The 12,472-nt window shown below is 71.0% G+C and carries 8 protein-coding genes; 3 read left to right on the top strand and 5 right to left on the bottom strand.

Translation table 11 applies throughout. The features are described from left to right. Positions 1–76 precede the first annotated feature (76 nt). Both KIT86_RS01510 and KIT86_RS01505 read left to right on the top strand, forming a co-directional pair. Positions 77–898: a universal stress protein gene (locus tag KIT86_RS01510; protein WP_297394308.1), complete on the top strand. Its 822-nt coding sequence runs from the start codon at positions 77–79 to the stop codon at positions 896–898. A gap of 143 nt (positions 899–1,041) precedes the next feature. Beyond that, positions 1,042–1,782 (top strand): Crp/Fnr family transcriptional regulator, encoded by a 741-nt coding sequence (locus KIT86_RS01505; protein WP_297394306.1) that lies wholly within the window; start codon positions 1,042–1,044, stop codon positions 1,780–1,782. A gap of 10 nt (positions 1,783–1,792) precedes the next feature. Here the strand turns inward: KIT86_RS01505 and KIT86_RS01500 are convergent, their stop codons facing one another. From KIT86_RS01500 to KIT86_RS01490, 3 genes are all read right to left on the bottom strand, one after another. Beyond that, positions 1,793–3,862 (bottom strand): PAS domain S-box protein, encoded by a 2,070-nt coding sequence (locus KIT86_RS01500; protein WP_297394304.1) that lies wholly within the window; start codon positions 3,860–3,862, stop codon positions 1,793–1,795. After that, a complete protein-coding gene (locus tag KIT86_RS01495; protein ID WP_297394302.1) occupies positions 3,855–4,568 on the bottom strand; it encodes a response regulator transcription factor in 714 nt (237 codons plus the stop codon). The genes KIT86_RS01500 and KIT86_RS01495 overlap by 8 nt, the downstream gene beginning before the upstream one ends. A gap of 109 nt (positions 4,569–4,677) precedes the next feature. Further along, on the bottom strand, positions 4,678–7,371 hold the full coding sequence (locus KIT86_RS01490) for a bifunctional acetate--CoA ligase family protein/GNAT family N-acetyltransferase (RefSeq protein WP_297394300.1): 2,694 nt from the start codon (positions 7,369–7,371) through the stop codon (positions 4,678–4,680). 161 nt (positions 7,372–7,532) lie between these two features. On the opposite strand from KIT86_RS01490, the gene KIT86_RS01485 reads away from it, so the two are divergent. Further along, complete coding sequence (locus KIT86_RS01485; RefSeq protein WP_297394298.1) at positions 7,533–9,065, top strand: bifunctional aminoglycoside phosphotransferase/ATP-binding protein; 1,533 nt, start codon at positions 7,533–7,535, stop codon at positions 9,063–9,065. A 1-nt stretch (position 9,066) separates the two neighbouring features. Here the strand turns inward: KIT86_RS01485 and KIT86_RS01480 are convergent, their stop codons facing one another. Further along, positions 9,067–9,597: a flavodoxin gene (locus KIT86_RS01480; RefSeq protein ID WP_297394296.1), complete on the bottom strand. Its 531-nt coding sequence runs from the start codon at positions 9,595–9,597 to the stop codon at positions 9,067–9,069. Positions 9,598–9,628: 31 nt separating this feature from the next. Next, the gene (locus KIT86_RS01475; RefSeq protein WP_297394294.1) at positions 9,629–12,472 is read right to left on the bottom strand and encodes a cation-translocating P-type ATPase; all 2,844 of its coding nucleotides are present in this window, start codon (positions 12,470–12,472) and stop codon (positions 9,629–9,631) included.

The following is a 12,472-nucleotide window of genomic DNA, read 5'->3' as shown; positions in this document are numbered from 1 at the left end:
TGCGCCTTGATGTTGCGCAAACCGCCGGGCGGGCCGGGGCCGTAACCTGCTTGCGTCCTTTTCTCAGGAGCCCTTCATGCAAACGCCCCGTTCCATCCTGCTGCACATCGACAGTTCCGCGCGGTCGGCGGCCCGCACCGCCCTGGCCCGGCAGCTGGCGGAAGATTTCGATGCCGAGGTCATTGCCCAGCCTTGCATGCTGACCTCCCTGGCGCGCTATCCCTACGCGGTCGACGGCGCCGCGGCGGCGGTGGAGCTGCTGATGTCGCTGGACAAGGAGGGGCTGGACAGCGCCCATGCCACCTTCCTCCAGGCCGCGGCCGGTTCGCCCCGGCTGCAGTGGGCCGAGCCCCTGGCGGACGGGCCGTGGGGCTTTGCCCGCCGGGCGCTCTATGCCGACCTGATGATCCTGGGCCAGCGCGAGGAGGACGATCCTTCCAGCGCCGAGGTGCCCGCCGACTTCCTGCCCAGCGTGCTCGTCGAAAGCGGGCGCCCGGCGCTCATCCTGCCGTACGCGGGCGAGACCCGCAGCGTGGGCCGCACGGTGCTGGTGGCGTGGAAGGAGACCCGCGAGGCCGCGCGCGCCGTCTCCGCCGCGTTGCCCTGGCTCCGGCGTGCGGCCCAGGTGCACGTGGTGGCCTACGGCGACGGCATCGACGATTCCCTGCGGGCGCTGGAGCGCTATCTGGCCGCGCAAGGGGTGTCGGCTGCCCTGCACACCGGCGGGGTGGAGGAGGGCGACATGGGCAACGCCCTGCTGTCGCGGGCGGCGGACCTGGGCGCGGATCTGCTGGTCATGGGCAGCTACGGTCACAGCCGGGCGCGCGAGTGGGTGCTGGGCGGCGCGACCCGCACCATCCTGCAGACCATGACCTTGCCGGTGCTGATGGCGCATTGACGGGGACGGGGTGGGCCCGCCGTTGCACGGCGGACACCGATGGTTCACCCAGCGTTACGCAACGAGCCGGTTCGTTGTCAGCGTGTTGCCAGGCGATGCCTAGCATCGACCCGATCCCTCTGACAACACGACCAGGAGCCGCCATGCACACCCTCGCTCGACCCTTCACGCCCGACCGCCCGGCCACGCCAGCGCCGAGCCGCCAGATATCGGACACGCTCGACCTGCTGGGCGAGCAGTTCGATCCCAAGCGCCGCGTGGTGCACGCGGGGGACGCCATCTACCGCGCCGGAGAGCGCTTTGGCAACCTGTACATCCTGAATTCGGGCCTGTGCAAGATCGTGAGCCTGGCCGCCGATGGGCGCGAGCAACTGGTCAGCCTGAACTTTCGCGGCGACTGGCTGGGCTTCGATGGCATTGCCGATGGGTACCACAGCTCGGACGCCATCGCCATGGACACCGGGGAGGTCTGGGCCGTGCCCTACCTGGCCTTGATGGACGCGAGCAAGGGATGCCCGGCGGTGTTGCACGCGCTGCACGCGGCCATGAGCCAGGCCATTGCGCGCGACCACGGTTCGCTGATGTCGGTCTGCACGCTGCCAGCGGTGGCGCGCGTGGCCGATTTCCTGCTCAACTGGGCCAGCTCGCTGGCCCAGCGCGGCATCCGCACCGATCAGATCACCCTGCGCATGACCCGGGCCGAGATCGGCAACCACCTGGGCATGACGCTGGAATCGGTCAGCCGCGCGCTCTCGCGCCTGGCCCGGGACCACGTCATCGGATTCACCGAGCAGGGCCGGCGCGACATCCAGATTCCGGACCTGAGTGCCTTGTCCGCGTTCGTGCAGCGCCACCTGGCACCCGCGCCGGTCACCTTGCAATGAGCCGGCCTTCTCAGGTGCTGGCGAGCGCCCGCGCCATGGCGCGGGCCAGTTCGGCCTTGGAGTAGGGCTTGCGCAGCACTTCCCAGCGCAGAGGGTCACCGTCGTGGTCCGGCGCCGGGTTCACGGGAAACCCCGACATCAGCAGCACGGCCAGCCCGGGAAACCGCTGTTGCGCCTCGGCGGCCAGGCGCGTGCCGCGCATGCCGGCGCCCAGGGCGATGTCGCTCAGCAGCAAGCCAAAGGGCTGCTGCTGCGCGCTCATGATCGCCAGCGCCTGGCGCGCGGTCGCGGCGGCGACCACCTCGCAGTGCAGGCTTTCCAGAAACGCCTGAACGACCTTGCGCACTTCGGCATCGTCTTCCACCAGCATCACCCGAAGCCCGGCGGGCAGGGTTTGGACCACCTCGTCCTCGCTGGCGGCGGCCAGGGCCGCGCGCATCGCCGGCAGGTAGATCGTGACGGTGGTGCCGTGGCCCGGGCTGCTGTCGATCGTGATCGCGCCGCGCGACTGATGGACGAAGCCATAGACGGTGCTCAGGCCCAGCCCCGTGCCCCGGCCGGCCTCCTTGGTGGTGAAGAAGGGCTCGAAGGCCCGCTCCTTGACGCTCTCGGCCATGCCGGTGCCCGTGTCCGAGAGCGCGATCGCCACATAGCTGCCCCGGGAGGTCGTGGGGTGCTCGCCCCGGAGCGTCACCGGCAAGGCGTCGCAGGTCTCGAGGTGAAAGCGCAGCGTGCCTCCATCGGGCATGGCATCGCGCGCATTGAGGGCGATGTTGAGCAGGGCGGACTCCAGCTGGACGGGGTCCGCCAGCACGCAGGGGACACCCGGCGCGGCATCGACCTCGATGCGGATGCGCTGGTCGAAGGTGCGCAACAGCATGCCCGTGAGCGACTGCAGCAGGGTGTGGGGGTCGATGGTGCTGGGTTGCAGCACCTGCCGGCGCGAGAACGCCAGCAGCTTGCCGGTGAGCTCGGCGCCCCGGCGGGTGGCCCGGGTGGCCGCGGCGACGAGCTGCTGGGCATGGCCGTCGCCGGCCAGCGCCGGCGACTCCTCCAGCACCTGCAGATTGCCCTGGATGACGGTGAGCAGGTTGTTGAAATCGTGCGCGATGCCGCCCGTGAGCTGCCCCACGCTCTCCATGCGCTGCGAGTGGCTGAGCGCTTCTTCCGACTGCACGCGCTGCAGGCTGGTGGCCAGCAGGCTGGAGAGCGATTCCAGGAACCGCATTTCCTCGACGCCAAAGCGATCCACCTCCCGGGAGCGGGCGGACAGCATGCCGATCACGCGCCCGCGGTCGGACAGAGGCACCGCCATCGCGCTCACCAACCCGCACTCGAGGTACAGGGGCGGCACGGCAAAGCGGTTCTCATGGCGGTAGTCCGACACCACCACCGGCTCGGCGCTGGTGGCCGTGTAACCCAGCGGCGTGTGCGGGGCGTTGTCCATGCGGGTGCCGATGTGCTCGCCCGGCAGCAGGCCGACGCCCCCGACCAGCATGAACGCCTGCCGCCTGGCGTCGAGCAGCCAGACCGCGGCCACGTCGATCTGCAGCGCGGTGGTGATGATGCCGGGAACGTGCTCCAGCATCACCGGCAGGTCTCGCGTGTCCACGGCCAGGCGCCCGACCTGGGCGAGGTGCTCGCTGTACCGGGCGCGCTGCAAGGCCTGCTGCACGCGGGGGTAGGCCCCGATGTCGCGGATCGCCGCCACGACGAACGGATGGCCGTGGCTTTGCAGCGGGCTCAGCGCAATCTCCACCATGACCTCGCTGCCGTCCTTGCGCTGGGCCGTGAGGTCCATGCGCCGGCCCATCGGCCGTGGCGTGGGAGCCTGCCCGTAGACCTCGCGGTAGGAGGCGTGGCGGGAGCGCACCTGCTGGGGCACGAGCGCCTCCACCGGCAGGCCCACCAGTTCCTCGACGCTGTAGCCCAGCAGCGCGGTGGCCGCGGCGTTGGCCATCGCGATCAGGCCCGCGCTGTCCACCACCAGCAGGGCGTCCGGGTAAGCCAGGAAGATCGTGCGGAAAACGTCGTCCGCGCCGTCGCCGGGCAGGGGCGGTTGCGCGCCGGCGTCAGCCATGGGCCACGGCGGGCACCAGGATGTACCCGGCACCGCGCACGGACTTGATGATTTCGGCCTCGCCCGGCTGCGCCTGCAGCTTCCGTCGCAACCGCCCGACCTGCACGTCGATGGTGCGATCGAACGGCGCCGCCTCGCGGCCCCGGGTGTGTTCGAGCAGGAAGTCGCGCGAGAGCACGCGCCCCGGATGCTGGGCAAAGGTGCTGAGCAGGTCGAACTCGCCGCCGGTGAGCGCCACCTCGGTGCCCTGCGGGCTGCGCAGGCTGCGGGCCTGCAAGTCCAGGCGCCAGCCCGCGAATTGCAGCGGGGCCGTGGCGGCAGGCGCGACGGGCTGAGCGAACAGCCGTCGCAGCACGGCCTTGATGCGGGCCACCAGCTCGCGCAGGTCAAACGGCTTGGTCACGTAGTCGTCCGCACCCACCTCCAGGCCCACGACCTTGTCCACCGCGTCGCCGCGGCCGGTGACGATGATCACGCCCGTCTGCCAGCGGCCGCGAAGGCGGCGCGCGATGGAGAACCCGTCATCGCCGGGCAGGCCCAGGTCCAGCAGCACGAGATCGGCGGGATCGCGCTCCATCAGCTCGATCAGCGCATCCCCATCGTGAACCTGGGACACACGAAAGCCGTGGGCCGGCAGGTAGTTGGCCAGGAGCTGGGTGATGTCGACTTCGTCGTCGAGGACCGCAATATGAGGGGCTGATTTCATGCAGGGGCACGCAAAAAACTCGCCAAACCCCCCGGGGGTACCTGAAGGGCTCCGAGAGGGTAGCACGGACAGCTTTCGCGTGGCTTGCGATGGCGAGCCCCGGGCGGCGTCACCCGCTGGGCGAGGGCGCCGCGGTGGGGCAGGCGTGGGTCTCCAGCACCACGCGCACGACGTCCGGGTCGGGCGAGCCATCCGGATCGGCTTGCAGGCCCAGGGCGCGCGCAAGGCGCAGCATGCGGGTGTTCTCGCGCAGCACCAGGCCCACCAGGCGGCGGGTGCCCCGCTCCCGGGCGTGTTCGATGAGGCGCTGCAAGAGCAGGGTGCCCAGGCCCCGGCCTTTGAGGTCGGAGCGCACGATGATGGCGAACTCCGCCTCCACGCCGTCCGGATCGCTCAGGGCGCGCGCCACCCCCAGCGTCTGCGGCGTGCCATGCTCGTCGCGCGCCTCGGCCACGAACGCCATCTCGCGGTCGTAGTCGATCTGCGTCAGGCGCGCGAGCTCGCTGCGCGGCAGGTCGTGGCGGGAGTAGAAGATGCGCAGGCGCACGTCCTGCGGGTCCAGGGACTCGAGAAAGCGCCGATGCTGCAACTCGTCTTCGGGGCGGATGGGCCGCACCACCAGGGGTTGTCCGTCCCAGCGGCATTCGCGCACCCATTGCGACGGGTAGGGCAGGATGGCAAACCGCGCGGCGCCCGCCCCAGGCGTGGCGCCCACGCGCACCCGCGCATCGAGCGCCAGGGCGCCGCTTTCGTCGAGCCACAAGGGGTTGATGTCCAGCTCGGCCAGCGCGGGCAGGTCGGCCTGCATGCGCGCGACCGCCACCAGCACGTCGCAAAGCGCGTCGAGGTGCGCGGGCGGGTGATCGCGAAAGCCCGCCAGCAGCCTGGCCACGCGGGTGCGCGACACCAGATCGCGCGCCAGCGCCCGGTTCAGCGGCGGCAGGGCCATGGCCGTGTCGTCGATCACCTCGACCGCCGTGCCGCCCTGCCCGAAGAGCACCACGGGGCCGAACACCGGGTCCACGCTGGCGCCGACGATCAGCTCCTGGGCGTGCGGGCGCCGCACCATCGGCTGGACCGTGAACCCTTCGATGCGCGCTTGCGGGCGCGCGGCACGCACCGACTGCAGCATCGCGTTGACCGCGCCGGCCAGGGCCGTGTCGCTGTCCAGTCCGAGCCGCACCCCGCCGACATCCGACTTGTGGGTGATGTCGGGCGACAGGATCTTGAGCGTCACCGGATACCCCAGGCTGCGCGCGGCCTCCACCGCCGCCTGCGGCGTGGCGGCCACCGCCACCGAGGGGACGGTGGCGATGCCATAGGCCGCCAGCAGCCCGCGCGCTTCCCGCTCGCCCAGCCACTCGCGCCCCTGGGCGGTGGCCGCGTCGAAGGTGGCGCGCACGGCGGCGACGTCGGGGTTGACGCTGGGCCCTGCGCCCGGCATCTCCATCAGCGTGGCCTGGTTCTGCCGGTAGGTCTGCAACATCGCGAAGGCACGCACCGCTTCTTCGGGGGTGGCGTAGTCGGCCACGCCCGCCTCTTCGAAATGCCGGCGGGCCTGTGCCACCGAATCCCCGCCGAGCCAGGCGCTCATCACCCGATCGGTGTTCGCGCGCACCAGCGGCAGGCAGGCGCGCGCGATGTCTTCGCTGCGCACGATGGCGGTGGGCGCATGCATGAACAGCACGGCGCCGGCCGACTCGTCGGCCAGCAGGGTGGAGAGGGTCTGCGTGTAGCGCTCGATCGGCGCATCGCCGATGATGTCGATCGGATTGGCATGCGACCAATGGGCAGGCAGCACGGCATCGAGCCGCGCCATCAGGGCCGCGCCGGGTTCGCTGAGCACGACGCCCTGGTGGGCGGCCGCGTCAGCGGCCATGACGCCCGCGCCACCGCCATTGGTCATGATGGTGAGCGTGGCGTTCGGCTTGCCCCGAAACCGCGACAGGGTTTCCGCCGCGATGAACAGCTCCTGCAGCGTATCGACGCGCAGCATGCCGGCGCGGCGGATGGCCGCGTCGTACACCTTGTCCGAGCCGGCCAGCGCGCCGGTGTGGGAGGCCGCCGCCTTCACCCCGTTGCCCGCCCGCCCGGCCTTGACCACGATCACCGGCTTGTTGCGCGCCGCCGCGCGCGCGGCGGACATGAATTTCCTCGGCGACTCGATCGACTCCACATAGAGCAGGATCGACCGCGTGCGGGCGTCGTTGGCGAGGTGGTCCAGCAGATCGCCGAAGTCGACATCGGCATGGTCGCCCAGCGAGATCAGGTGCGACAGCCCCACGCCGTGGCTGCGCGTCCAGTCCAGCACGGCGGTGACCAGCGCGCCCGATTGCGAGACGAACGCCACATCGCCCGCCAGCGCGTCGGTGTGGGCAAAGCTCGCATTGAGGCCGATGTGGGGACTCAGCAGGCCCAGGCAATTGGGGCCCAGCAGGCGCAGCGTGAACGGGCGCGCGGCGTTCAATGCCGCGCGCTTGTCTTGCGCGCTCAGTCCCGCGGTGATGATCACCGCCGCGCGGGTGCCCAGCTGGCCGAGTTGCGCCACCAGCGCCGCCACCGTGGGCGCCGGGGTGCAGATCACGGCCAGGTCCGGCGCGGCGGGCAAGCGGTCCACCGAGGGGAAGATGGGCACGCCATCGAGTTCGGCGTGGCGGGGATTGACGCCGTACACCGCCCCGGTGAACGGCCCGCTGCGCAGGTTTCGCCACACGGTCGCGCCCACGCTGCCGGGCCGCACGGAGGCGCCCACCACGGCGACGGAGGACGGTGACAGCAGGCGATCAAGGTAGCGAATCGTCACGGGGCCTCCCTGAAATAGGCGCATGGTGATCGATGGTCCCCGGTGGGGGCTTGACGCAAGTCAATTCGAGCAGTCGATCACGCTGGCGCGGGCGGCTGCGCGGCGGGATTGATCTCCGTCAAGCGCACGCGGGTTCAAGCGCCCATCATGGCACCTATGCCATGGACACCCAATTGATCGCAGCGCTTCGCAAGGTGTTGATTCGCGAGACGGGGCAGTCGGTCGAACTGATCGAGACGCACCTCTCGTGGGTTCTTCTGACACCGGTGTACGCCTACAAACTCAAGAAGCCGGTGCGCCTGCCGTTCGCGGACTTCAGCAGCGCCCAGGCGAGAAAGCACTTCTGCGAGGAAGAGTTGCGCCTGAACCGGCGTTTCGCGCCGAGCATCTATCTGGACGTCGTGCCGGTGCGCGGCTCGCGCAAGACCCCCCGGCTTGACGGGGGCAACGGCGCGCAAGCCATCGACCATGTGGTCCGGATGCGCCGCTTTCCCCAGTCGTCGCTGCTGCGCAACCTGCTGGTCTCGGGCGGGCTCGAGCCCCACTGGCTCGACGGGCTGGCCCGGCGGCTGGCCGGCCTGCACGCGGCCGCGCCGGTGGCGCCGTCGGCCGGCTGGGGCAGTCCTCAGCGCGTCGTCCGCTCGGCGGCGGATGTGCTGGCCTCGCTGCAGACCCCGCCCGGCGATCCGCGCCTTGCGGCGCTTCGGGCCTGGCTGCAGGCGCAGGCAAGCGCCTTGCTGCCCGCGTGGGCCGAACGCCAGCGCGGCGGCTCGATCCGCGAATGCCATGGCGATCTGCACATGGGCAACGTCGCCCTGATCGATGGCGAGCTGATGCCCTTCGACTGCATCGAGTTCGACCCCGGGCTGCGCTGGATCGATGTGATGAGCGACGTGGCCTTTCTCACCATGGACCTCAAGGCCCACGGCCGCGCGGACCTGGCATGCCGCTTTCTCGATGCCTGGCTGCAGTGCAGCGGGGACCACGCCGGCTTGCGGGTGCTGCCGTTCTACGAGGTCTACCGGGCGCTGGTCCGCGCCATGACCGCCGACCTGAGCGGGTCGGTGCCGCAGCGCGGGCCCGCGCCCGATTACCTGGCGTGCGCGGCGCAGTGGGCCAGCCCGACGCCGGGCACCGCCCGGCTGCTGATCACGCATGGTTTGTCGGGTTCGGGGAAATCCACGCTGGCGGCGCAACTGCTGCGCGCCGCAGGCGCCATCCGGATCCGGTCGGACGTGGAGCGAAAGCGCCTGTTCGGACTGGGACCGCTGGAGCGCTCCTCGGCGATGGGGATCGACATCTACACCGAGCAGGCCACGCAAGACACCTTTGACAGCCTGCGCCAGCGGGCCGGCGAGGCGCTGCGGGCGGGCTACCCGGTGATCGTGGATGCGGCCTTTCTGCGCGTGCATGAGCGGCGCCGGTTCCAGGCCTTGGCGGCCGAACTGCGGGTGCCTTTCTCGATTCTGGACTGCACCGCCAGCGCGGCGACCTTGCGCCAGCGCGTGGCGGCCCGCGCCGCCACCGGCACCGACGCCTCGGAGGCGGACGTGGCCGTGCTGGAGCGCCAGCTCGCGAGCCAGCAGCCCCTGGAAGCGGACGAGCAGGCGCTGGCGATGGCGGTGCCCACGGACCAGGCGGTGGACGTCGATGCCCTCGTGCGCCGCTGGCGCGCGGCCGCGGCACCGCGCTGAATCAGGAGGCTTCGGTGGACAGGGTGGTCGGGCGGACCACCGCCTGCGATGTCTGCGAGCTTTGCACGGCCGTGCCAAAGGCCTGCAGCCGGGCCGCGCAACTGCCGTCTTCCGCTTCCCGCGCGGTGACGGCCGTGGCCATCAGCGGGGTGCGGCCCAGCAGGTCGGCGATTTCGGCCACCGCGTTGGCCGCGCCACGGCTGCCCATGACCGAGACCACCGCGACATCGGGCAACCGCGCCCGTTCCCGGACAACGAAGCTGCGCATGGGCCCGGCCAGCTGCAACGCCCAGATGGGCGAGACCAGGACCACCGTGCCGAAGTCGCCGGGTGCCGGGCCCTCGTACCGGATGGGGGGATGGCGGTGCAGCAGCGAGTCGAGCACGCAGCGCCAGGTGCCCCAGGCGCCGCGGCGGGGCCGGGTCTCGACCACCGTGCCCAGGGTCCAGTTCTGCTGCCCGCACATCAGCCTGGCCACGCCCAGCGAGGTGCCGGTGTACGAATAGACGACCACCAATACGTTCTTGTTCATGCCGGCCTTCTCCTTCAAGGGCATCGCCAATCTAGGCCAGGCGGTGGCCGTCCGCCTTGACTTTGCGCAAGCGATGGCCGATGCGCCAGCGCCGGCAGGCCTTGTGCAGCTCGCTCACCCACCACACGCTGCTGGCCATGCCGATGCACAGCAGCCATTGCCCGGCCGACAGCGGGGCCGTGCCGAAGGCCGGGTTCAGCGCGCGCCATTGCACCACCATGACCTGCAGCAGCGCGCCGAGCAGCACCGCCGCCCAGAGCCAACGGTTGTCGAAAAGGCCGATGAAGGCGCTGGCGGTGTCCGATCGCGCACTGAATGCGTTGAAAAGCTGGGCCAGCACCAGCACGGTGAAGGCCCCCGTGCGGGCGACGTCCAGGCCGTGGCCGCCTTGGAACAGGCCGCCGGGGAGCAGAAGGTCGAGCGTGAGCAGGGTGGCGATCGCCATGGTGAGGCCTGTGAGGCCCACGGTGAACCACATGGAGGCGTCGATCACCCGCTCGCCCGGCTGGCGGGGCTGCCGCGCCATGACGTCGCCGGCGTGCGGATCGACCCCCATGGCCAGTGCGGGGCCGGTGTCGGTGATCAGGTTGATCCACAGGATCTGGGTGGCCAGCAGCGGGAGCGCGACCCCGCCTGCGGCGTCCACCAGCCCGAGCGAGCGCGCCAGAACGATGCCCAGGAACACGGTGAGCACCTCGCCCAGGTTGGACGACAGCAGGTAGCGCAGAAACTTGCGGATGTTGTCCAGGATGCCGCGGCCCTCGCGCACCGCCGCAACGAGGGTGGCGAAGTTGTCGTCGGCCAGGATCATCTTGCTGGCCTCTTTGGTGACCTCCGTGCCCGTGATCCCCATGGCCACGCCGATGTCGGCCGATTGCAGGGCCGGTGCATCGTTGACGCCGTCACCCGTCATGGCCACCACATGCCCCTGTGCCTGCAGCGCGTCCACGATCCGCAGCTTGTGCGCGGGCGCGACCCGCGCGAACACGCTCACCGAGCGCACGGCTTCTCCGAGCGCCGCGTCGTCGAGCCGATCGATGTCGGTGCCGGTGAGGGCGGTGGCGCCGGCCTGGATGATGCCCAGGTCCTCGGCGATGCGGTCGGCGGTGCGCGGGTGGTCGCCCGTGATCATGATGATGCGGATGCCGGCCGCCTGTGCCGCCTGGATGGCTGGCGCCACCTCCGTGCGCGGCGGATCGATGATGCCCACCGTGCCCAGGAAGACGAGGTCGTGTTCCAGCGCCTCGCCGGCCTGCGCGTCCTCGCCAGGGTCGAGCGCCCGGTAGGCCACCGAGAGGGTGCGCAGGGCCGCGTCCGAGAGTTGCTCCACCTCGGCCAGCACCCGCGCCTTCGTCTGCGGCTCCAGGGGCCGGGCGTCCATGCCCACCCGCAGGCGCGTGCACCGCTGGAGCAGCACGTCGGGAGCGCCCTTGCAGATCAGCACCCGCTCATCGGCATGCTCATGATCGAGCGCGACCACCGACATCCTTTTCCGCTCCGAGGTGAAGGGCACCTCGGCGATGCGCTCGAAACGCGCCGCGCGCCGCTCGTGGCTGCCCAGCTTGCGCTCGGCCACCAGGAAGGCGGCCTCGGTGGGGGCGCCCTGGATCAGCCAGTGGCCATCGGCGTCTTGCCGCAGGGCCGCATTGCCCGCCAGGCCGCCCCCGCTGAGCACGGCGACCACCTCGCTGTGCAGCGCGCCGGGTTGCAGCGCCTGGCCGTGGTGGTGCATCCGGCCCTGGGGCGAGTAACCCACGCCGTCGGCCGTGCTGCGGCCCGATGCCGTGGCCACCTGCTGGATGGTCATTTCGGCCCGCGTGAGCGTGCCCGTCTTGTCGGTGCAGATCACCGAGGCGGACCCGAGCGTTTCGACCGAGGACAGCTTCTTGACGATGGCCTTGTGGCCCGCCATGCGCTGCACCCCCAGGGCCAGCACCAGGGAGAGAATGGCCGGCAGCCCTTCCGGTATGGCGGCCACGGCCAGGGAGACGCCCATCATCAGCACCGGGACCGCGTCGGTCCAGGCATGGATGTCGGCGCGCCAGAGCTGCGTCAGGATCACGATGGCGGCGATGACCAGCACGGCCGCACCCAGCACCTGTCCGATGTGGCGCACTTCCTTCTGCAGTGGCGTCGCCTCGGCGGGGGTCTCGGCCAGCAAGTGGGCGATCTGGCCCATTTCCGTCTGCATGCCGATGGCCGTGACCAGTGCGCGGCCGTTGCCCTGGCGCACCTCCGTGCCGCGGAACACCATGTTGTGGCGCTCCGCCAAAGGCATGGCCTGCGCAAGATCCGAGGCCTGCTTGGCAACGGCCTCGCTTTCCCCGGTGAGGGACGACTGCTGCACCAGCAAGGCGTGCGCGTCGATCAACCGGGCGTCCGCTCCCACGCGGTCGCCTTCGCCAAGCAGCAGGATGTCGCCGACCACGAGCTCGCTGCTGGGAATGCGCTGGGCGTGGCCGTCGCGCCAGACGCCGGAGGTGGCCGACGCCAGCCGCGCCAGCGCCGCCGCCGCCCGCTGGGACCGGGCTTCCTGCCAGAAACCCAGCACCGCGTTGAGCGCCACGATGGCAAGGATCACCAGCCCGTCGATGGGCCAGCCGCCCCGGGCTTGCACCCACCAGGCGGCGGTGGAGACGCCTGCCGCCGCCAGGAGCAGGTAGACCAGCGGGTCCCTGAGCTGGTCGAGCAGCTCGCGCCACCTCGCGCGCGGCGGCGCCACATCGAAGGCATTGGGCCCCTGCCGTTGGCGCCGCCTTGCGGCTTCGGCCGCAGAGAGCCCGCGCGCCGCGTCCACGTCCGCCTGGGCCAGCAGTGCCTCCAGCGTGGCACGGGAGGCCTCGGCAGAGGCAAGGCCGCGCGACAGGAAGCTCAT

The organism is Hydrogenophaga sp., from assembly GCF_026125825.1.
Classification (GTDB): domain Bacteria; phylum Pseudomonadota; class Gammaproteobacteria; order Burkholderiales; family Burkholderiaceae_C; genus Hydrogenophaga.
The sequence above is the reverse complement of the archived record's forward strand: the minus strand, read 5'-3'. Positions and strand labels throughout refer to the sequence as shown.

Bases quoted from the DNA above. Each gene is read 5' to 3' on its own strand.
- KIT86_RS01510 (WP_297394308.1), top strand. From the start codon at position 77: ATGCAAACGCCCCGTTCCATCCTGCTGCACATCGACAGTTCCGCGCGG.
- KIT86_RS01505 (WP_297394306.1), top strand. From the start codon at position 1,042: ATGCACACCCTCGCTCGACCCTTCACGCCCGACCGCCCGGCCACGCCA.
- KIT86_RS01500 (WP_297394304.1), bottom strand. From the start codon at position 3,862: ATGGCTGACGCCGGCGCGCAACCGCCCCTGCCCGGCGACGGCGCGGAC.
- KIT86_RS01495 (WP_297394302.1), bottom strand. From the start codon at position 4,568: ATGAAATCAGCCCCTCATATTGCGGTCCTCGACGACGAAGTCGACATC.
- KIT86_RS01485 (WP_297394298.1), top strand. From the start codon at position 7,533: ATGGACACCCAATTGATCGCAGCGCTTCGCAAGGTGTTGATTCGCGAG.
- KIT86_RS01480 (WP_297394296.1), bottom strand. From the start codon at position 9,597: ATGAACAAGAACGTATTGGTGGTCGTCTATTCGTACACCGGCACCTCG.
- KIT86_RS01475 (WP_297394294.1), bottom strand. From the start codon at position 12,472: ATGAGCTTCCTGTCGCGCGGCCTTGCCTCTGCCGAGGCCTCCCGTGCC.